This is a genomic window from Viridibacillus sp. KH_047, from assembly GCF_057838945.1.
Map to the genome: position 1 here is coordinate 3,061,699 of NZ_CM174479.1, position 19,600 is coordinate 3,081,298.

Below are 19,600 nucleotides of genomic sequence, written 5' to 3' on the forward strand. Positions count from 1 at the left end.
GGTAACGATATATCGAAGATAATATATAACATCGTAAAACCTTAAGTTATGCATTCTCGTTTATTCACCATTTTACTACTTAATGTACTGAATATTCTTTTATTAACAGTATTATACAATCATTCATCTTTTTATACAATTATAAAAGCCGATGTTTTATTACAAACATCGGCTGAAGCTTTAATTTAAATAATGCATCCTTTGTTTTTCAATCCATTTTTTCATGCTATTAAACAATATCATGAATATTATCATAACGATGATTCCTTTTATAATATTAAAAGGTAATACACCAAGTACAATCATTTTGGTTAATGCTGTTCCAGTTGTAGCTGGAACATTTAAAAAGTACGTATACATAGGTAAGAATAGCAGATAGTTCAGTACACTCATACCTACTGCCATTGTTAAGGTGCCAACGACAAATCCAGTAGTTAAGCCTTTCGTACTTGAAAGACGTTTATAGACAAAATATACTGGCATGATAAATAATACGCCTGTTGTAAAGTTTGCAATATGACCAACTGGCATACCTGTTGGACTCCCTGAGAAAATCCAATCTAACACATTCTTAAATAACTCTACTAGAATACCTGCTAGAGGCCCCATTGTGATTGCTGCGATTAAGGCTGGCACATCACTAAAGTCCACTTCCAAAAATGCCGGAAACGGTGGTAGTGGGAAGTTAAATAGCATTAATACAAAAGAAATACTACTTAACATTGCAATTGCAATCCTCTTCTGCAATTTCATGTTCTTCATAATACTTTTCTCTCCTTTTGTAGATCCACTTCAAAAAGAGGAAAGGTATAGTCGTTGCTATGCAAAAAAATACCCTTAAGCACATAGTGTACTTAAGGGAGAATTTAGGCATAGTCAAATAAGCGTCTTATTGATACTCAAATTGAAAGACGACCGTACCTTCACCTTCTCCCATCCAGACTATACTGTCGGCTTTGGAATTTAACCAAATCCTGCCTTGCGGCTCGCGGGCTTAAGAGTATTGCTTAGTTCTCTAATACCGCCGATCGGGAATTTCACCCTGCCCCGAAGATGAACCATAATTTAATTGTAATACACTATAACTATATGCAAAAAAAAACGAATTGTAAAGTCTTCTAACTTACAATTCGTTTTTTGATATTAATTTACATTTTATCAATTGGTAAATAGAATGTGAATGTAGTTCCTTTATCAACTTCACTTTCCACTGTAATTCTACCCTTATGTGCTTCAACAATATTTTTGGCAATGGCCAGACCTAGACCAGTACCACCCTTACCACGTGTTCTTGCTTTATCAGCTTTATAGAAACGCTCAAATACATAATGCAGATCGTCTGCTGGTATCCCTGCACCATTATCTTTTACTTGAATGCGTGCAAAGGATAGCTGACGATCTACAATAACTTCTACGCTTCCTTCGACTGGTGTATGGCGTATGGCATTGTCAATTAAGTTTGTTAATACTTGTTCTATACGGTCTTCATCCATTTCTAAGTGATGTGTATCTTCAATAGTTGTATTAAATGTCAGATTTACTCGTTTCTCTCTTGCTACTTGAACAAATTTTTGTGTAATTCTTTCAATAACAAGTGATATTGGAACAGAATCTTTATATAAGCGCATATGCCCTGATTCCATACGAGCTAAGTCAAGCAAGTCTGTGACTAAACGACCCATTCGTTGCGACTCATCATAGATGATTTTAATCATTTCTTTACGTTCTTCTTCACTTGATACGACCTCATCCATAATAGCTTCACTATAGCCTTGAAGCATGGCTATTGGAGTTCGTAATTCATGTGAGACATTCGCTATAAAATCTGAACGTAATTTATCTAAACGATGCTCTTCCGTTTTATCTCTTAACACAGCTACAGCACCGCGTACAGAATTTCCGCTATATAACGGGCTAATTGAAATCGCATAATAGGACCTTTCAATTTCGAGCTCAACTTCCAGCTCTTCTTCCAAATCTAAAACGTGGTCAAGCATATGGTAAATCTCAGCTGGAATAGGTTTATCACTATTGGCACTATTATTGATAAACCATTTTTGTAGTAAAAGTTCCGCAGGTGGATTGCTGACCAATATGGTACGATCTCGATTAAACGTAATTACAGCGTCTGTCATCGATGTTAATATACTTGATAGCTGTTCTTTCTCTTGGTTAATTACTTCTAAGTGGTGTTTAAGTTGTTTGCCCATTTGATTGAAAGCCGTCGCTAATTGACCAATTTCATCATTTTGTAAAACAGGTACTTTTGTTTCAAAATTACCTTTTGCTAATTCAAATGCTGCTTCTCTCATTTTACGAAGAGGAGACGTAATTCGGGTTGATAAGAAAAACGCAAAGAACGTTGTTAACATCAAAGCAATTGCCGCCGCTAGAAAGACAATTTTAGTCGTTTCTTCTGTCGTCCTATGTATAGCATCCGGGCTTTGATAAATAAATATGGCTCCGTGTAGTTCGCTTTCAACATTTATCGGGAAAGCTAAAACGATGTAAGACTCCATATGCTCTTTTTTCGTTGTTGAAGGTAGCATCATTTCCTTTACAACAGGTGCATTCGATGTAAATACTTTATCAAATGCTTTTTCATTAAGAATTTGTTGTTTAATTCCCTCTTGATTAAGTCCCTCTTGTAATGAAAAAGTAACTTTACCTGGTTTCTCGGCGATTAATGCATTTGTTTCATCACTTAGAACATCTGAAATAATAGCTTTTGTAGAATCCGTTGTTTCACGGTCATTGATAATACGTGCTATTGTAGAAGCTTCTTGACGTAATGATGATTCTGTTTGTTTAGTATGGTAGTTTGATAAAAATTCAAGCATTAGTACAGTGAAAACAAACAATACAAAAGAAACGAGAAGCAATATGGTTACCCATAGCTTCCCGACAACGCTGTTCCACATTCTATTCATTGACTACCTCAAATTTATAGCCAACACCCCATACTGTAACAATCATTTTCGCCGCATTTTCAGAAACTCGGTTTAGTTTTTCACGTAAACGTTTCACATGTGTATCAACTGTACGTAAATCCCCAAAGAAATCATAATGCCATACTTCTTTTAACAATTGCTCTCTATCGAATACTTTATCTGGTGATTTTGCTAAAAAGTACAATAATTCGTATTCTTTCGGTGTTAAATTGACTTCTACACCATCAGCAGAAACTCGGTGTGCGTCATGATCAATTGTTAAATGCGGGAAGACAACTAAATCTTTTGATGCAGAAGTTGTTGTAATTGGTGAGAATGCTGCTGAACGACGTAATATAGCTTTTACGCGTAAAACCACTTCACGTGGGCTAAATGGTTTTACAATATAATCATCTGCGCCTAGTTCGAAACCTGATACACGGTTTGCCTCTTCACCTTTTGCCGTTAATAGAATAATTGGCGTTGTTTTTTTATCACGAATTTCTTCGCATACTTGTAAGCCATCTTTTTCAGGCATCATTATATCAAGGAGAATACAATGAAAGTCATTTGCTAATGCCTTTTCCACTGCTTCTTCTCCGTCTTCAGCTTCTTCTACTACATATCCTTCACGTTCTAAATACATTCTTAATAAACGGCGGATTCTATCCTCATCGTCTACTACTAAAATTGAAATTTGTTCATTCACAACTATTCCTCCCAAAACCATCTATATGTCTATTGTACAATCAGCCTATCGAAATGAAAAGAAAAGCCTTTCCCTATAAAGGAAAAGGCTTTAGCTTTGCTACAATCCTTAGCTGATTATTAACCAGCGTATGAATGAAGACCTGCTATGATTAAATTAACAGCAACTAGGTTGAACATAATGATAACGAAACCAATTACTGCTAACCAAGCTGACTTCTCACCTTGCCACCCTTTTGAAAGGCGTAAGTGTAAGAATGCCGCGTAGAATAACCATGTGATAAGTGCCCAAACCTCTTTAGGATCCCAGCCCCAGAAACGAGACCATGCTTCTTGCGCCCAAATCATCGCGAAGATTAATGCACCAAGCGTAAACACTGGGAATCCGATTAATACAGAACGATAACCAATTTCATCCATCAATTGTGAGTTTGCACGTTTTGCGAACGGTTGCATGATAACCGCAATTGGTTTACGAATGATTAAACGAATTAAACCGTATAAAACTGTACCAATTAAGATTGACCAAACAACTGTTGTCAATTTTTTTGCATTGACGATTGCTGGTACGTTTGCAATTGGTTGCATTTTATCAGCGGTTAACATTTCAGATTGATGCATTCCGAACAACGCCGGTGTGTTATACGTAATTTCTTTAGTATTACCATCTTTATCTATGTAGCTAAATTCCGCTTCATAACCTGTTACATTAAATGTCGTTGTAACTGCTACGAATCCTAGTACTAGTACTAAGGCGTACATAACCACTTCTATCCAGAAACTTTGTTTAGATCTTTTTGTTAAGTCGATATTTTTTAGTAAGTAAATTAAACCTGCAACAGCACTTATTGCTAGAATAGATTCTCCAATTGCTGCTGTAATTACGTGAATGTATAACCAGTAACTTTTTAACGCTGGAATTAATGGGTTCACTTCACGAGGGAACATACTAGCGTAAGCAATAATAATAATTGCGATTGGTAAGGCAAAGAGTCCAAGTGCCGGCACTTTATAAATAAAGTAAATTAATATAAATGCGCCTACAACAAACATGCCGAATGCTGTCGTAAATTCAAACATATTACTAACAGGTGCATGTCCAGCATACACCCATCTAGTAATGAAATAACCTAGATTTGCTATGAATCCAACAAGCGTAATGATAATTGCTAATGAACCCCATTTTTTCCCTGCATCAGCTGATTCATCTTTTGAACCACCCTTGACTGCACCACCAAAAAGCAAAGTAGCTATTAGGTATGAGACAAACGCTACAAATAGTAGATTTCCGCTTAAGTCAATTAAACTCATTAGATGTTGTCACCTTCCTTTTCTTTGTCTTTCAATTTCTTCTCAGCATCCTCTGCTTTTTGATCTTCATCATGTTGATCTACATAAACCGGAAGATGAGCGTACTCCGTAACTGCATCTAAATCTTTTTTCATACTAAACCAGTTCTTGTTTGTATGCGATGCCATTAATAAACGACCATCTTTTGTTTTTAATAGCCATAAGCGACGATGGCTCCAATAAGAACCGATTGTTACACCTAACATAAAGATTATGCCACCTAACATTAGTATCATAAGTGTTTTATCTTTACGGACTGTTAAACCTGATACGTTACGTGTATCAACAGCACTAAATTTCATTTTATACTTAGTATCACCTAATGGTTCAAGTGTTTGTTTAATAGCTACAAAGCTTGTTTCGCCTTTTGGTGTTTCAGGTGTATACATTTCAAAAATAAATGCTGGATTATTTGGTAATGGTGAAGCTGTTTGTGGTTCTCCGTCTTCAAAGCCTGCAAAGTCTGGGAAGTATTTTTTCAAGACAACTTTACTATCTTTCCCAACTTTGTATTCTTTTTTAGGATTAGTTAAATCGATTGCTACTGCTCCCAGGGATTTCTCTGATTTTTTATCAATTAAATCAAAGTGCATCGTCTTTAACTCATTCAAGCGGAAATCCATTTGATAAAGTGCATAACCATCATATTTCAATGGCTTATTTACAATAATCGGCATCTCTTTCACTAGAGTTAAATTAGATGTATCACCAGGAACTGCGTCATCTGGTGCTTTATATAACTTAACATCTGTTTGATAGTTTTTCGCAACAGCGTTAACCGCTTTTTTAGATTCATTAAATTCTTCTTTTTGTTCATCTTTTGAATACGTTTCAAAAGTAAATTTTTCACTTTCTAAATAAAAGCCTTCCATTCCGGGAATAGCCATTGTTTCGCCTTCACGGATCCAAAGTGTTTTATCAATATAAAAACCTGGCATTAAGCGAAGCATAACACCAAATAGGAAAATGATTAACCCCACATGGTTGATATATGGACCCCATCTCGCAAAACGACCTTTTTCAGCTAATAATGCGCCCTCTTCACGACGAACATTGTATTTCATTTCTTTCATTTTCGCTTCTGTTAGATCAAATGCTTTATCAACTTCTTCTGCTGACATTTCACCTGAAGCAAAAATGCGTTGGCGCTTCAAGAAGTTTTCGTGACGTTTTACTCGTTGATTTTTTAGAGATTTATATAATGGAATACCTCGGTCTAGACTGGCAACAATAATTGAAATACCAAGCATGCCAATTAATGTTTGGAACCACCACGAACTATAAATATCCGCTAATCCTAATTTATAGTAAATTGATCCAAATGTACCGTAAGCGGCTTTATATGCTGCTGCTGCGTCTTGATATTCAGTAAGAGATACATAAATAACTTGAGGTAGAAATGTACCAATACCTGCGGCAACTAACGTAATAATAATAATTGCAACGCCAACTTTTACACTTGAAAAGAAGTTCCAAATTTTATCAATAATCGTTTTGTTATACGTTTTTGAACGAATTGCGGTTCCCTCATAACGCATATCAGCTAACTTTCTACTCTTTTCCTCTACAGTTAGAGGATTACCACATTTTTCACATAGAGTTGTGCCTTCTGGGTTCTCGTGACCGCATTCACAAATAATTTTTTTCATCCTTTAGAACTCCTTACTATGGCTGGATATCTGAAAAGAATTCAGCTAACATTTCTCTCGTCATTTCACCTTCATAAACTCGAACAACTTTTCCTTTCGGATCAATAAAGACAGATGCAGGTAATTTATTTACATTATAAGCTCTTGTAACACTTTTTGTTTTATCAATTACAACCGGGAACTCTAAATTGAAATCAGAAATGAAATTTTCCACTTCAAAAACGGTTTGAGCTTGGTTGATTGATATCACTTCAATCCCCTGTTCTCTAAACACCTTATATTGGTCGTTGATTGCAGGCATTTCTTTTTTACAAGGTTTGCACCAAGTACCCCAGAAATTCAACATGACGCCTTTTCCTTTATAGTCAGCTAAGCGATGAGTTTGACCATCTAAATCAACTAGAGAAAAATCCGGTGCCTTTGCTCCAACTTTCAATAACGGAATCTCATCCTTAGTAGCTGTTGTATAAATCGTATATCCAATTGCTGCTACAAGAATTACTAAAATCAGTGTTCTTACATAAAATCTTTTTTTCTTTTTATCCATACTCGAAGTAGGCCTCCTAAAAAAACATCCGAAACAATCTACCTAATTATAGCAAAGTTTTGAATGACGGAATTTTGTATATTTGAAGTGTTTGTGAACGTTTCCATTCCAATCATAGTGTTTTTTATATCACTTTTTCGTAGGTTGCCTCGTGCTGTTTTATGCTATGTAAAATTGGTTAAGACGTTTAGAAAATACTAACTAAACGTCTTGTACCTATTTTGGAATATTAACGATTATTGACATACTTAAGGTTTAACCTATTTTTCCTGTCTCAGCTAACACTCTTAATTGTTTTACTTCATGATGTGTCAATTCTCTTGACTCACCTGCATTCAATCCATGCAATGTTAAAAAAGCAAATTGTTCACGTTTTAATTTTTGTACTGGGTAACCTACTGCTTCAAACATACGTCGCACTTGACGATTACGGCCTTCATGAATTGTGATTGCCACAATCGCCTTGCCTGATTTGCTATCTGAAGACATTAGTCTCACACGAGCTGGTGCAGTCTTTCCATCCTCAAGCATAACGCCACGTTCTAATTGTCTTAAAGCCTCTCTTGTAGGAATTCCTTTTACACGTGCTACATATGTTTTATCAATTTTGAATTTTGGATGTGTAAGTTGGTAAGAAAATTCACCGTCATTTGTTAAAAGTAGCAAGCCTGAAGTTTCATAATCTAAACGACCAACAGGGAAAATGCGTTGTTCAACTTCGGGGAATAAATCTGTTACTGTTTTACGACCTTTATCGTCTGTTACAGCTGAAATAATACCTCTTGGTTTATATAGAAGATGATATACTTTACGTTCTTTTTCTAATTTAACTCCTTCTACCTCTACTGAATCAGAAGGAGAGACTTTTGTGCCAAGCTCTCTAACTACCTGTCCATTGACTTTAACTAAGCCTTGCTTAATCATTTCTTCTGCTTTTCTACGTGATGCAATCCCTGCATACGCTATTACTTTTTGTAGTCTTTCCATTCGTTCACCTCATAAGTTAAATACTATTAGCCTGTCCAAAATTATGGCACACTTTCTACTATAAGAAAAGTATTAGAACCTTAATTAAGTCCTTAACTAATATGTTTGTAAACAGTTTATCTGCTTTTTATATCACTTTTTTATCTAAAATCGAAAAAGGCCGCTAATATAAGCAGCCTTTTCTCTACTCAACTATTTATTTCCACTTTACATCAACAATAGCATCCTTAACTGGTTGGTCATCTATATAAAATGACCATCTACCTATCGAGTCTTTGGTTTTGGACCTAGGTAACTGTAAGATATGTTTCACTTTTTTTACTTCTTTTTTCGTCAGAAGCAAGTGCTGTGGCTCTGTTAATTTTATATCAATATCTGATTGTACAGAATACGTACCGGCTTTTGCTATTACTTCATTCTTATAATGTTTAAACACGTAATCAGCAAAATTACTCTGGACAACCCAATCATTACCCTCATTGATCGTTACTACAATTACCTTTTTGCCATCCTTTTCAAAATAAGTAGCAAGTGTTCGTCCTGCTACTTTCGTATAGCCCGTTTTACCAGCTATCGCAAATTTGTTATTACGAACGAGCTTATGCTTATTTTCCCATAATGTCCCGTTCTCTGTAGTACCTTTAAAATATTTTGTAGAGGCTATCTTCTCGAATTTTTTATTTTGCAGGGCAATCCGTAACATTTGAGCTGTGTCATATGCGGAAGCTAAGTGCTTTTCATCGTGGAGACCTGATGGATTTTCAAAATGCGTATTTTCCAAACCATAAAAGAGTGCGGTATCATTCATCATTTTAGAAAAACCTTCTAGAGATCCACCTGCAGCTTCTGCTATTGCTGCAGCTGCATCATTACCTGAACGTAACAATAGTCCATAAAGTAAGGTTTCTAACGTTGTTTCTTCTCCTGCAGTTAAATAAATAGAAGACCCTTCACTCGTTGCTGCTCTTTGAGATATGGTAACTGGTGTTTTTAAATCCAAATTCTCTATCGCAACAAGCGCAGTCCACATTTTCGTCAAACTAGCAATTGGTAAGGGTACATTTTCGTTAGACCCCGCTAGTAATCTCCCTGTCTCTGCATCAATGACTGCATATGAACTTGATGCAGCGGAACTCGGCGTCGTAGTAATTAGTAGTAAAACCACCATCAATAATCCGATTATATATCGGCGAAGCAATCGCCCACACCTTTCTTCTATTCTGAATCTGAATCTTGGAAAGCTTCTTGGAACTTAGACATGAATAAATCCGGGTTTTCATCAGTTGAATCAGTTTCACCCATAGGTAAATCTGGTAATTCGTTTAAGTCCTTCAAGCCAAAGTAGTTTAAGAACTCCTTTGTTGTGCCGTATAAAATTGCTCGGCCTGTTCCTTCAGCTCGACCTACTTCCTGTACTAAACCTTTTGAGCTTAAAGTATGTAGCGGTCGTTCACTTTTCACACCACGTAAATCTTCAATTTCTACTCTAGTAATGGGTTGTTTGTATGCAACAATGGCAAGGACTTCTAGTGAGGCTTGTGATAATGATTGACTAGGCGGGTTTTCAACAAGTCGCTGAATCGTATCTGCAAGGGCAGGTTTTGAAGTAAGCTGGTAAGTACCAGCTAATTCTTTCAATGTAATGCCACGCCCTTCTTCTGTGTTGTAATGATGAGCTAATTGTTCTATAGCTTGTGCTACCTTCTCTTCTTGCTCTTCTGTTAAGAAACTCAGTTGTCTAACAGTTAAACCATCTTCACCAATTACGAAAAGTAAGCTTTCAATTTTGCTCATCAATTGATTCAAGTTGTTCATCGTTCAAATCTTCCTTCCGTAATATTACAGTTAAATCTTCAAAGTTATTATTCTGCTCTACTGCTATTATTTGGCGTTTCATCAATTCTAGTAATGATAAAAAAGTAATAACCAAAGTTGATCTATCCTCATAAGGGAATAGATCGAAAAAGCTTGAGCGTCCACCTGCTAATTTTAGCACACCCATCATAGTTTTCATTTGATCTTTTATGGAAACATCGTGCCTAGTAATTTTAGTTGTTAATGGCGCCTTTAGATGTTTTCGTCTAAGCATTTTCTGAAAAGCACCGACCATATCAAACACATTTACAGACGTTTCAAATAATGCTAGTTGTTCGGCTGGTGCGAATGCTGAAAGATCCGCTGGTGGCCTTGTAAAATATTGCGCACGAGACGATTCTAAGTCTTTTAAATTCACTGCAGCATCTTTAAATTTTCTATATTCAATTAATCGGGCAACGAGCTCTTCACGTGGATCGGGCTCATCCATGTCGAATTCCGTTTCATCTAACTCCCCTTCATGGATTGGTAAGAGCATTTTACTCTTAATCGCTAGTAAAGATGCTGCCATAACTAAATATTCACTTGCTTCATTCAATTCAAGTACTTGCATTGCACGAATATGCTCCATATACTGAGCCGTAAGCTCCGCCATTGGAATATCATATATATCGATTTCCAAGCGATGAATTAAATGTAATAATAGATCGAGAGGTCCTTCAAAGGCCTCTAGTTTTACTTCATATGACATAGTCAACCACCTGACAGTTTATGTTCAAAATACAGTATAGAGGAATGGTGTTCGAAATGCATCCGATGTACCACCCATTATTTGTCCAGTTTCTAACATATTTCAATGGCAATCAAGATTACTTTGAATGTCACGAAGTGTTAGAGGAGTATTGGAAAGAAATAGCTCCTAGAGATAAAACTCACCCCTTAACGGGATGGATTCAACTAGCGACTGGCCTATACCATTGGCGCCGAGAAAATTTTAGTGGCGCCAAAACAATCTTAAAAAAAGCATATATTACTTTAGAGCAGTCCGTCAATTCTTCATTTATGGAAGAAGTGGACGGTATTGCAATTTTACACTCTATGCAACAAGTTCAACATGCAGTAGAAAAAAAAGAGCCTTTCCAAAAATTTATTCTACCAATTACCTCAGAGACCTTAGAGAAGCAAGTTCTCACATCAATTGCTTTATTGAAAGAAACAGATGCTCATTACCTACAACATAAGCATATGCTACGTGACCGCTCGGATATTCTCCTAGCAAGAGACGAAAAAAGAAGAAGCAGACATTAAATTTCTTTGTCTGCTTCTTCTAGCAACGCTTTACATTTCTGTATGAACGGTGCAGTTTGATCACAAGCCGCAATCACACAATCCATATCCATTTTAGAAAGCTGTTTAACCATCTCTTTACCGAGTCCCTCACCTCTACGTGAAGGGTCAACCGATATATGTCTAACAATCCATTCGTCATCAGCAATCTCTACGCCAACTAAACCAATAAAGTCGTCCTCTTGTTTCCATAAAAACAGTTGCCAGTTTGGATCTGTATCGTATTGTCGAATCGTTTCTTGTAGTAATTTCAGATCTTTTTGATCTGGCATAAATGACAAGAGCCCCATCGCAATTTTTTCGAATGCTTTCTTATAACGACATAACATTTATATGATCCCTCTTTTTGCCTTTAAGTATCTTTCAACATCCTACACGAAAAGCAAAAATTACGCAAATAGATTCACATTATTTACCTATACTTGATGGAGCAATATAAAGCCAATAAATAACGCCCCATGCAGTTGTTAATATTAGGAATAACAGAAGTAATAAAATATTACTTTTCTTCAATTAACGATTTACCTCCTTCCCAATCGTTAGAGGAAGGTCAAGCTTTACAAGATCTTCATAACTTTCGCGCTTCACAACTAATTGGTGCGCACCTTTTTCCGCAAAAACGACAGCCGGCCTTGGTATACGATTATAGTTACTCGCCATTGAATAACCGTACGCCCCTGTACAGAACACAGCCAAAATGTCCCCTGATTCTGCCTTCGGCAACATAATATCCTCAATTAGTTTATCACCAGACTCGCATAACTTACCAGCAATCGTATATGTGTTTACTAATTTGTCATTCATTTTATTGGCAATGACAGCCTCGTATTTTGCGTTGTATAGAGCTGGACGTATATTATCAGACATCCCACCATCAACCGCAAGATAATTTCTCGTATTAGGAACTTCCTTTTGAGAACCGACTGAATAAAGTGTAGTACCAGCGTCTCCAACTAACGAACGACCTGGTTCAATCCAAATTTCAGGCATCGGCATTGAAAAAGCAGCCATCTCTTGTTGTACTGCTTTAATCATATCATCTACATAAACTGCTGGTTGAAGTGGTGTGTCCTCTTCTGTATAACGAATTCCGAATCCTCCACCTAAATTTAATACTTGGCTAATGAAGCCGGATTCTTTATACCATTCGCCCATTTTATCGCTTATTTTTTTTGCTGCTAAGCTGAAAGCCGCTGTATCAAAGATTTGTGAGCCAATATGACAATGCATTCCTTGTAAATCTAAATATGTGTGATTTTGCAATAGCGTAAATGCACGGTCCGCTTGTCCATTATTTAAGTCAAAACCAAATTTAGAATCTGCTTGACCTGTTGTTATAAAGTCATGTGTATGCGCCTCTACTCCTGGCGTCACACGTATTAGGACGTGCATTTTTTGTTGACGTGCTTCAGATAGTTGTTTCAAGGCATCAATTTCATCAAAATTATCAATTACAATACATCCAATTTTCGAATCGAAAGCAAGGTTTAATTCATCGTAGCTTTTATTATTACCATGGAAATGGATGCGTTCGCTTGGGAAACCTGCTTTTAAAGCGGTATATAGCTCACCACCAGAAACAACATCGACTGATAGTCCTTCTTCAGCCGCTAATTGATAGATCGCAACGCTTGAAAACGCCTTACTAGCATAAGCAACTTGTGATTGCACACCTGCATTTTTAAAAGTATTAATAAACCCTTGCGCTCGCTCACGGAAAAGTGCTGTATCGTAAACGAATAAAGGTGTACCATATGTTTTTGTTAAATCTATAGCATCTACTTCTCCAATTGCTAAATGACCATTTTCAGTTACGTTTTGAGTCCCATATAAATGCATTCAAATCTCTCCCTTTACCCGTATCTCCCAAAAGAATTCACGGAATTTTTCTATAACTAATTGAACTTTATCATAGAAAGAGAAATGTATGCAATGGCAAATCATGAACGTTTTCGCTGTTTTGCACCAACAATATACGGTCTTAAAGCATCGCTCGTCATAGGGAATCGTATGAATATACGTAAAAATGCTTGTGGGAAGAACGGAACAACTGGCCACATATAAGGTACTTTCATTGGTCGTAAAGAGCAAATATATAAGAAAAGCCCTAATATACCAAGGAAGAATCCATTAACTCCGAGCCATGCGGTCATGAGTAACAAAAAGATCCTAAATACTTTAATGGTGATACTCAATTCATACGAAGGAACTACAAATGTGAATATGGCAGTAATTGCGGTATATAACACAACTTCAGGTGAAAATAGTCCAACATCAATTGCAATCTGACCGATAATGACACCTGCAATTAATCCCATCGCAGTGGATAGTGGAGTTGGTGTATGAATGGAGGCAAGCCGCAAGTATTCTATCCCTGCATCTGCTAATAATATTTGGAGTAATATCGGTATGGCGGACTTTTTATCTATTCCGACGAAATCTAAAAAAGTAGGAATCAATTCATGATGCTTGATTAATAAATACCAAAGAGGCAATAATATGAGGCTTAAAAAAGTCCCGAAGAAGCGCAAGAACCGGACTGCTGTCCCAATAAAAGGGGCCTGACGATATTCCTCTGCATGTTGTAAATGATGAAAAAAAGTCACGGGTACTAAAATAACAGAAGGTGACGTATCGACAATTATTGCGATGTGACCTTCCAATAAGTGAGCAGCGGTAATATCAGGTCGCTCAGTGTAGCGTACGAAAGGTAGTGGATGGAAACCTTGTTTAAATAACCATTCCTCTAATGATTTATCCGCCATTGTTAAACCATCATGTTTAATCTTCTTCATACGTTGGCGTATATAATTGAGATGATCCTCATTGGCAATGCCCTTCATGAAGACGATTGCTGTATCTGTCTTGCCTTTATCAGAGATTTGATGCAATTCAAAACGCAATGTGTCATCTCTAATTCGCCTTCTTATAAGCCCTGAGTTTTGTACAATATTTTCTGTAAATCCATCACGTGATCCCCTAATAACTTTCTCATTATCAGGTTCATCAGGTTGTCTACCAGGATAAGCTCTCAAATCTGCTATAAAAGCATAGCCAGATGGAGTAATAAACGCCACCTGGCCCCCTAATATCGCAGTTAATAGCTGTTCCTGACTCTTCATCGGTTCCCAAGCAAAATATGGGAAGCAAAATTGGAAAAATTCCGGCTCAGTTTCTGGTGTATATCCTTCTACCTCTTGAGTCGGTTGAATATTGACAAGAATTTCTGTGAAGTTGGCACTATCAATAAGCCCATTAATATAAATGGTAAACACCGGCATTTTGTATAAATGCAAATGCTTCATCCCTATATCAAAGCTTTCGCTTTCACCGAATTTTGAAATCATAAACTTTTCTGCTTCTTCTATACTTGCGAAAATAGGTTTTTGTTCTTCAGTCATTTTTTTGCCGCCTTTTCTAATCCTTTCAATTGACCTGGTGCTAGCCAAACTTTCAACTGTGATAAGATTCGTTTTTCTAGTCGCGATACTTGTACTTGTGAAATGCCAAGTCTCTCAGCAATTTCACTTTGAGTACAATCTAAGTAATAGCGTAAATAAATTACAGATTGTTCCCTTTTACCAAGTCTCGTTAAAATGTCTCGAAGTGGTATATGCTCAAAAGGCCTTTCAGAGGTAGCATCTCTCATTTGATCCATTAACGTAATTGGATCACCATCACTTTCAAATAACTGCTCATGCAGTGATGCAGGGTCCCTTAAAGCATCCGAAGCCATTGCTATTTCATCAGTTGTGACTTCCAACAAATCGGCCAATTCCTTCATGGTTGGGGGTCTCTCATTGATTTTAAGAAAATCATCAGTGGCATGGCGGATTTTATAGTTAAGCTCTCTAATAGATCGGCTTACTTTAACCATACCGTCATCCCGTAAAAAACGCTGAATTTCACCGATTATCATAGGTACTGCGTAAGTTGAAAATTTCACTTGGTATGACAGATCAAATTTATCAATTGACTTCATCAAACCAATACAACCAATTTGAAAAAGATCTTCTAAATCTGCCCCACGTGAAGCAAAACGTTGTACGATTGACCAGACAAGACGCGTATTCCCCTCCACCATCTCCTTTCTAGCGTTAGCATCGCCAGCTTGAGACTGCAGTATGAGCTCTCGCATTTTCTCCTGTGTCAGCAATATGGAAGAGGCTTGTGGCTTAGATGTCATTTTCTCACCTAGCGGCAAACGGTGAACCTACTGGTTGAAATTGCTTCTTGAAGGTGACCGTTGTCCCTTTCCCGCGTTCGGATTTAACAGATAACTGATCCGTGAAGCTTTCCATAATTGTAAAGCCCATGCCAGAGCGATCCATTTGCTGCTTTGTAGTATATAATGGTTCCATTGCTTGCTGTACGTCTTCAATTCCACATCCTTGATCAGAAATCGTCACAGTCACTTCGCGATCAACACGAGTAGCATAAACAGTTACAATGCCTGTACGATTTTCCTCATAGCCATGAATAATAGCGTTTGTAACTGCTTCTGAAATGACAGTTTTCACCTCGGACAATTCCTCAATCGTTGGATCTAGCACTGTCATGAAACTCGTCATCGCCATACGCGCTAGTGCTTCATTTTCACTGACCGCTAAAAACGATAAAGTCATTTCATTATCCATTCAAAATCCCCCCTAAAGTTCGAATTACTTCATCTTCTGTACCTTGCCAAATATATTTGGACAACCCTGAAAACTGGAATATTTTCTGCATCGTAGCAGACGGATTTAAGATGACGGTTTGTCCATTGATTGGCGCTAAATCACGCATTCTTCCTAAGATCAAACCAATGCCAGCGCTATCCATAAACTGTAGGTCACCTAAGTTCCAAATAATTGCGTGAACGCTACCTTGGTATATTGCTTGTGAAATATCTTCTCGGATACGGTTTGCAGCGTGATGGTCTAAATCACCTTTTAAACGAATAACGGCAATGCCATCCACTGTCAGTTGAATTAGTTGTTGCATAGTCATACCTCCTTTTCACAAGCATATTCCACATTTGCTTTGCATTATCCTTTCGCATGACAATTTAAGAAGAAACCTTCTAAAATTAGAACTAAATCGACAGTAAATGGATGACATCTTTATCTACAAGTATTGGAGATTCGAGGGAATTTTAATCAAAAAAAATCTCTATTCAAAAAAAAACAAAATTGTATGATGGAAGATGTGGAATTTTAAATAATTAGGACAACAAAAATTCTCCTTATTCGAATAAAGATCTCCATTTCACTGCATTTTAGTTTTTGTCTGTTTTCTAAAAGATTGTTACTTCTGTTAAAACATAAAAAAGCTAATTTACAAGATGATTATATTTTGGTTAGTTGATATTAAAAGGGCTACACATATAGATATATCTATATGTGTAGCCCTAATTTAATATTGTTGTTGCACTAAAGCCCTGTTATTTTTGCAAGGAATCTAATGTTCTTATCTAACATTTGTTATTTAGTACAATCCATCTGCATCTTCTTTAGTGTTAATGAAAATGTTTTTAGTTTGTGTGTATGCATCTAAAATTGATTTGTAAGTTTCACGGCCAATACCGGATTTTTTATATCCTCCAAATGGAGCACCAGCAGAGAAGTTTGTATATTGATTCACCCACATGCGACCAGTTTCAATACTACGTGCTACACGGAGTGCTGTGTTTAAGTTGCTAGTCCAGACACCGCCACCAAGGCCAAACTCAGAATCATTCGCCATTGCGATGACTTCTTCCTCTGTTTCAAACTTGATTACTGTTGCAACTGGCCCAAAAATTTCCTCTTGTGCGATGCGCATATCATTTGTACCTGCTAAAATCGTTGGCGCCATGAATACACCGTTCTCAAGACCTTGATCTTGTAATTGGTAACCACCTGTTATGAGTGTTGCACCTTCTTCTTGACCAATTTTCACGTATTCTAAAATTTTATCTAATTGGCGTTGGTTAATTTGCGCCCCCATCTGTGTTCCTTCTTCCCATGGCAAACCAACTTTTACGCTTTCGAATTTCTCTTTTATTGCTGTTAAAAATTCATCGTAAATGCCGGCTTGTACGAATATACGAGATCCTGCAGAACATACTTGCCCTTGGTTGAATAAAATACCGTTTGTTGCACCTTCAACCGCACGTTCCCAGTTTGCATCGTTGAAGAAGATGTTAGCTGATTTCCCACCAAGCTCTAATGTTGCAGGGATTAAGCGATCAGCTGCAGCTTTGGCAACTAAGTAACCAACATCTGTTGAACCTGTGAATGCTAATTTTGCAAAGCCTTCGTGGTGTAGCATATAGTCACCAGAGTTTGACCCGCGCCCAGTTATAACGTTTACAACACCTGCTGGTAAAACTTGATCTAAAATTTTCGCCAGTTCCAAAATGCTCAGTGAAGTTGTTGACGATGAAGAGATTACAACTGTGTTACCTGCTGCGATAGCAGGTGCAATTTTCCACGCTGCCATAAGTAGCGGGAAGTTCCAAGGAATAATTTGACCGACAACACCAATTGGTTCTTTCAGTGTTAATGTTAGATTATTTTCATCTAATTGTTGAGCAGTACCTTCTTCAGATCGGATAACACCTGCGAAGTAACGGAAGTGATCCGCACTCAGCGGCACGTCAGCACTCATCGTTTCACGTAAAGGTTTTCCGTTATCTAAAGTTTCAACCATTGCTAGATGCTCACGGTTTGCGTCGATTAAGTCTGCAATTTGAAGAAGTAATTTGCTACGTTCTTCAATGCTCACCTCTTTCCACGTTTTAAATGCATTTTGAGCTGCTTCAACGGCTGCATCTACATCTGCATGACTAGCATCGATGAAATCTGCCAATTTTTCGCCATTACTTGGGTTGTATGCGGCAATTGTGTTCCCTTCAGAACCTTCAGTCCACTCCCCATTAATATATAATTTGTACTGTGAATCTATTATATTTGCTATATCTTTATTCATTAATTTGACACCTCTAAAATTTATTCTAGTAAAGTTACTCTAAACTAGTTAATGCTAGTATATAGCCGATATAATTGAATTTCAAAACATGCGCTTGTGAATTATTGAACATATTAGAATAGTATTTCGAGAAAATGATTTGATATCTTAATAACAAAACTGAAAATGTACAGTTAGGAATATTGAAAAACAGGAGCAAAGATGTCACAGTGAAAATGAGATGGCTCACCTGTACTTTTTAAAAAAATTCACCGTATGTAATGTTCATTATTTTTCAAGGTTCACTTATTCGAAACATATGAAATTCTAACCAAATTTAATAATTTTAGAGTTAGATTAACCTTTAGTCGAAGGACTCTTGATAAGAAAAAAGAGCTGCCTAAGCAACACCTTAATATCTCACTAAAGAACCTGTTAATCCAAGAAATGCGTACCTTTCAGCAAAAAGCCAATAGGTACACTTTTGTAAGCAGTATTTTTCTTTTTTTCACTAGTTTGCTTATACTTTACGTATCACCTTTTTGTTTTTATCTTTAAAAATATTTGAATGAGTGCTACTTGTAATCTAAAAGGAGTTCGAATTAACGTAAAGTGAGGTTATATCATAAAGAATGATTAATTTATTCCTAATCGAATATACTAATCATTTAATCCCTTTCCATCGAGAATGTGCTGCATACTTTTTTCAACCCTCGACACTCGAGTTTTGGATTGTATTGGTGCAGAAAAATAAAGAACATATGCTCTTTGCCGTCCTGGAGTTAATGCTTCAAAAGCAGTTTTCAAGGCTGGGATTTCATCGAATTTATCTTGAAGTTCTACAGGAATTATTATTTCTGTATTCTTTTTAAAATTCACTTCCAAACCGGCTTTTTCAACTTCAATGGCTTCATAAATATAGGCTTTCAAGATTGGTTCCATTTCAACTATTTCTTGAACATTGGTGAACCGAATCTGGCGCGCCGCCTGTACATTCTCTGTTTGTTGAATTAGAATCCCATGGGCATCCTTTAGCAAGACACCTTTGTGAAACAGAAGCGCACAATATTCCTTAAATCCATGTATTAAAACTATGTTTTTTTCTCAAACATGTAACAAGGATGCATCCACTTAAATTCTTCTGTCAGCTCACAGTCAAGAACGATATTTCTCAACTTCTCATATTCTTCCTTCCACTTTTTAGATTTACTTATAAATTCATCAACCTTAAGATTCATTTTATTCTCTGTCATAAAGGAACACCCCTATTTAATTTTTCAATCAGTTGACAGTCAAAAATGATCATTTTGATTTCTCAAATTTTTTCTGTCACTTTT

Annotated in this window: 18 protein-coding genes, 1 pseudogene and 1 riboswitch; of the genes and pseudogenes, 1 reads left to right on the top strand and 18 read right to left on the bottom strand. The window is 36.7% G+C overall.

All coding sequences use genetic code 11. The features are described 5' to 3' along the window. Window positions 1-180: 180 nt before the first annotated feature. The 10 genes from AC3IS5_RS15110 to AC3IS5_RS15155 all read right to left on the bottom strand — a co-directional run bounded on the left by AC3IS5_RS15110 (window position 181) and on the right by AC3IS5_RS15155 (window position 10,737). Window positions 181-762, bottom strand: coding sequence for an ECF transporter S component (locus AC3IS5_RS15110; protein ID WP_489425157.1), 582 nt, complete (start codon window positions 760-762; stop codon window positions 181-183). A 159-nt stretch (window positions 763-921) separates the two neighbouring features. Beyond that, window positions 922-1,059, bottom strand: a riboswitch (FMN riboswitch). 89 nt (window positions 1,060-1,148) lie between these two features. Beyond that, window positions 1,149-2,930 (bottom strand): ATP-binding protein, encoded by a 1,782-nt coding sequence (locus tag AC3IS5_RS15115; protein WP_489425158.1) that lies wholly within the window; start codon window positions 2,928-2,930, stop codon window positions 1,149-1,151. After that, a complete protein-coding gene (locus AC3IS5_RS15120) occupies window positions 2,923-3,639 on the bottom strand; it encodes a response regulator transcription factor (RefSeq protein ID WP_489425159.1) in 717 nt (238 codons plus the stop codon). Before AC3IS5_RS15120 ends, AC3IS5_RS15115 begins: the two co-directional genes overlap by 8 nt. Window positions 3,640-3,758: 119 nt before the next feature. Then, a complete protein-coding gene (ccsB, locus tag AC3IS5_RS15125) occupies window positions 3,759-4,949 on the bottom strand; it encodes a c-type cytochrome biogenesis protein CcsB (RefSeq protein WP_489425160.1) in 1,191 nt (396 codons plus the stop codon). After that, window positions 4,949-6,637 carry a cytochrome c biogenesis protein ResB gene (gene resB / locus AC3IS5_RS15130; RefSeq protein ID WP_489425161.1) on the bottom strand — a complete coding sequence of 563 codons (1,689 nt, stop codon included), beginning with the start codon at window positions 6,635-6,637 and terminating at the stop codon, window positions 4,949-4,951. The genes ccsB and resB overlap by 1 nt, the downstream gene beginning before the upstream one ends. A 16-nt stretch (window positions 6,638-6,653) precedes the next feature. Further along, a complete protein-coding gene (resA, locus tag AC3IS5_RS15135) occupies window positions 6,654-7,184 on the bottom strand; it encodes a thiol-disulfide oxidoreductase ResA (RefSeq protein WP_489425162.1) in 531 nt (176 codons plus the stop codon). A gap of 255 nt (window positions 7,185-7,439) precedes the next feature. Continuing rightward, a complete protein-coding gene (locus AC3IS5_RS15140; RefSeq protein WP_038190931.1) occupies window positions 7,440-8,171 on the bottom strand; it encodes a pseudouridine synthase in 732 nt (243 codons plus the stop codon). 196 nt (window positions 8,172-8,367) lie between these two features. Next, window positions 8,368-9,369, bottom strand: a complete 1,002-nt coding sequence (locus AC3IS5_RS15145; RefSeq protein ID WP_489425163.1) for a D-alanyl-D-alanine carboxypeptidase family protein — start codon at window positions 9,367-9,369, stop codon at window positions 8,368-8,370. 17 nt (window positions 9,370-9,386) lie between these two features. Next, window positions 9,387-9,986, bottom strand: coding sequence for an SMC-Scp complex subunit ScpB (gene scpB, locus AC3IS5_RS15150; protein ID WP_489425164.1), 600 nt, complete (start codon window positions 9,984-9,986; stop codon window positions 9,387-9,389). Beyond that, on the bottom strand, window positions 9,952-10,737 hold the full coding sequence (locus tag AC3IS5_RS15155; RefSeq protein WP_053417371.1) for a segregation/condensation protein A: 786 nt from the start codon (window positions 10,735-10,737) through the stop codon (window positions 9,952-9,954). The genes scpB and AC3IS5_RS15155 overlap by 35 nt, the downstream gene beginning before the upstream one ends. Before the next feature lie 56 nt (window positions 10,738-10,793). Between AC3IS5_RS15155 and AC3IS5_RS15160 the strand changes: the two genes are divergently transcribed. Beyond that, window positions 10,794-11,294, top strand: a complete 501-nt coding sequence (locus AC3IS5_RS15160) for a DUF309 domain-containing protein (RefSeq protein WP_193741176.1) — start codon at window positions 10,794-10,796, stop codon at window positions 11,292-11,294. Here AC3IS5_RS15160 and AC3IS5_RS15165 read toward each other — a convergent pair. The 8 genes and pseudogenes from AC3IS5_RS15165 to AC3IS5_RS15200 form a co-directional block, all read right to left on the bottom strand. Then, the gene (locus AC3IS5_RS15165) at window positions 11,291-11,662 is read right to left on the bottom strand and encodes a GNAT family N-acetyltransferase (protein WP_489425165.1); all 372 of its coding nucleotides are present in this window, start codon (window positions 11,660-11,662) and stop codon (window positions 11,291-11,293) included. The two genes, AC3IS5_RS15160 and AC3IS5_RS15165, sit on opposite strands and share 4 nt — an antisense overlap. 184 nt (window positions 11,663-11,846) lie before the next feature. Then, window positions 11,847-13,172, bottom strand: a complete 1,326-nt coding sequence (gene lysA / locus AC3IS5_RS15170) for a diaminopimelate decarboxylase (RefSeq protein WP_489425166.1) — start codon at window positions 13,170-13,172, stop codon at window positions 11,847-11,849. 101 nt (window positions 13,173-13,273) lie between these two features. Beyond that, window positions 13,274-14,734: a spore germination protein gene (locus AC3IS5_RS15175; RefSeq protein ID WP_489425167.1), complete on the bottom strand. Its 1,461-nt coding sequence runs from the start codon at window positions 14,732-14,734 to the stop codon at window positions 13,274-13,276. Continuing rightward, window positions 14,731-15,519, bottom strand: coding sequence for a SigF/SigG family RNA polymerase sporulation sigma factor (locus AC3IS5_RS15180; RefSeq protein ID WP_340708179.1), 789 nt, complete (start codon window positions 15,517-15,519; stop codon window positions 14,731-14,733). The genes AC3IS5_RS15175 and AC3IS5_RS15180 overlap by 4 nt, the downstream gene beginning before the upstream one ends. Before the next feature lie 4 nt (window positions 15,520-15,523). Continuing rightward, window positions 15,524-15,970, bottom strand: coding sequence for an anti-sigma F factor (gene spoIIAB, locus AC3IS5_RS15185; RefSeq protein WP_038190956.1), 447 nt, complete (start codon window positions 15,968-15,970; stop codon window positions 15,524-15,526). Further along, window positions 15,963-16,316: an STAS domain-containing protein gene (locus AC3IS5_RS15190; protein WP_427732646.1), complete on the bottom strand. Its 354-nt coding sequence runs from the start codon at window positions 16,314-16,316 to the stop codon at window positions 15,963-15,965. Before AC3IS5_RS15190 ends, spoIIAB begins: the two co-directional genes overlap by 8 nt. Before the next feature lie 483 nt (window positions 16,317-16,799). Further along, the gene (locus AC3IS5_RS15195) at window positions 16,800-18,284 is read right to left on the bottom strand and encodes an aldehyde dehydrogenase family protein (RefSeq protein WP_489425168.1); all 1,485 of its coding nucleotides are present in this window, start codon (window positions 18,282-18,284) and stop codon (window positions 16,800-16,802) included. Between the two features lie 639 nt (window positions 18,285-18,923). Further along, window positions 18,924-19,516 (bottom strand): annotated as a pseudogene (locus AC3IS5_RS15200) (YdeI/OmpD-associated family protein). Between the last annotated feature and the right edge of the window lie 84 nt (window positions 19,517-19,600).

Coding starts and splice junctions, on each gene's coding strand:
- spoIIAB (WP_038190956.1), bottom strand. CDS start 15,970: ATGGATAATGAAATGACTTTATCGTTTTTAGCGGTCAGTGAAAATGAA.
- AC3IS5_RS15165 (WP_489425165.1), bottom strand. CDS start 11,662: ATGTTATGTCGTTATAAGAAAGCATTCGAAAAAATTGCGATGGGGCTC.
- AC3IS5_RS15140 (WP_038190931.1), bottom strand. CDS start 8,171: ATGGAAAGACTACAAAAAGTAATAGCGTATGCAGGGATTGCATCACGT.
- AC3IS5_RS15155 (WP_053417371.1), bottom strand. CDS start 10,737: ATGTCATATGAAGTAAAACTAGAGGCCTTTGAAGGACCTCTCGATCTA.
- AC3IS5_RS15175 (WP_489425167.1), bottom strand. CDS start 14,734: ATGACTGAAGAACAAAAACCTATTTTCGCAAGTATAGAAGAAGCAGAA.
- resB (WP_489425161.1), bottom strand. CDS start 6,637: ATGAAAAAAATTATTTGTGAATGCGGTCACGAGAACCCAGAAGGCACA.
- AC3IS5_RS15115 (WP_489425158.1), bottom strand. CDS start 2,930: ATGAATAGAATGTGGAACAGCGTTGTCGGGAAGCTATGGGTAACCATA.
- AC3IS5_RS15180 (WP_340708179.1), bottom strand. CDS start 15,519: ATGACATCTAAGCCACAAGCCTCTTCCATATTGCTGACACAGGAGAAA.
- AC3IS5_RS15195 (WP_489425168.1), bottom strand. CDS start 18,284: ATGAATAAAGATATAGCAAATATAATAGATTCACAGTACAAATTATAT.
- ccsB (WP_489425160.1), bottom strand. CDS start 4,949: ATGAGTTTAATTGACTTAAGCGGAAATCTACTATTTGTAGCGTTTGTC.
- AC3IS5_RS15110 (WP_489425157.1), bottom strand. CDS start 762: ATGAAGAACATGAAATTGCAGAAGAGGATTGCAATTGCAATGTTAAGT.
- AC3IS5_RS15160 (WP_193741176.1), top strand. CDS start 10,794: ATGCATCCGATGTACCACCCATTATTTGTCCAGTTTCTAACATATTTC.
- resA (WP_489425162.1), bottom strand. CDS start 7,184: ATGGATAAAAAGAAAAAAAGATTTTATGTAAGAACACTGATTTTAGTA.
- AC3IS5_RS15190 (WP_427732646.1), bottom strand. CDS start 16,316: ATGCAACAACTAATTCAACTGACAGTGGATGGCATTGCCGTTATTCGT.
- scpB (WP_489425164.1), bottom strand. CDS start 9,986: ATGAACAACTTGAATCAATTGATGAGCAAAATTGAAAGCTTACTTTTC.
- lysA (WP_489425166.1), bottom strand. CDS start 13,172: ATGCATTTATATGGGACTCAAAACGTAACTGAAAATGGTCATTTAGCA.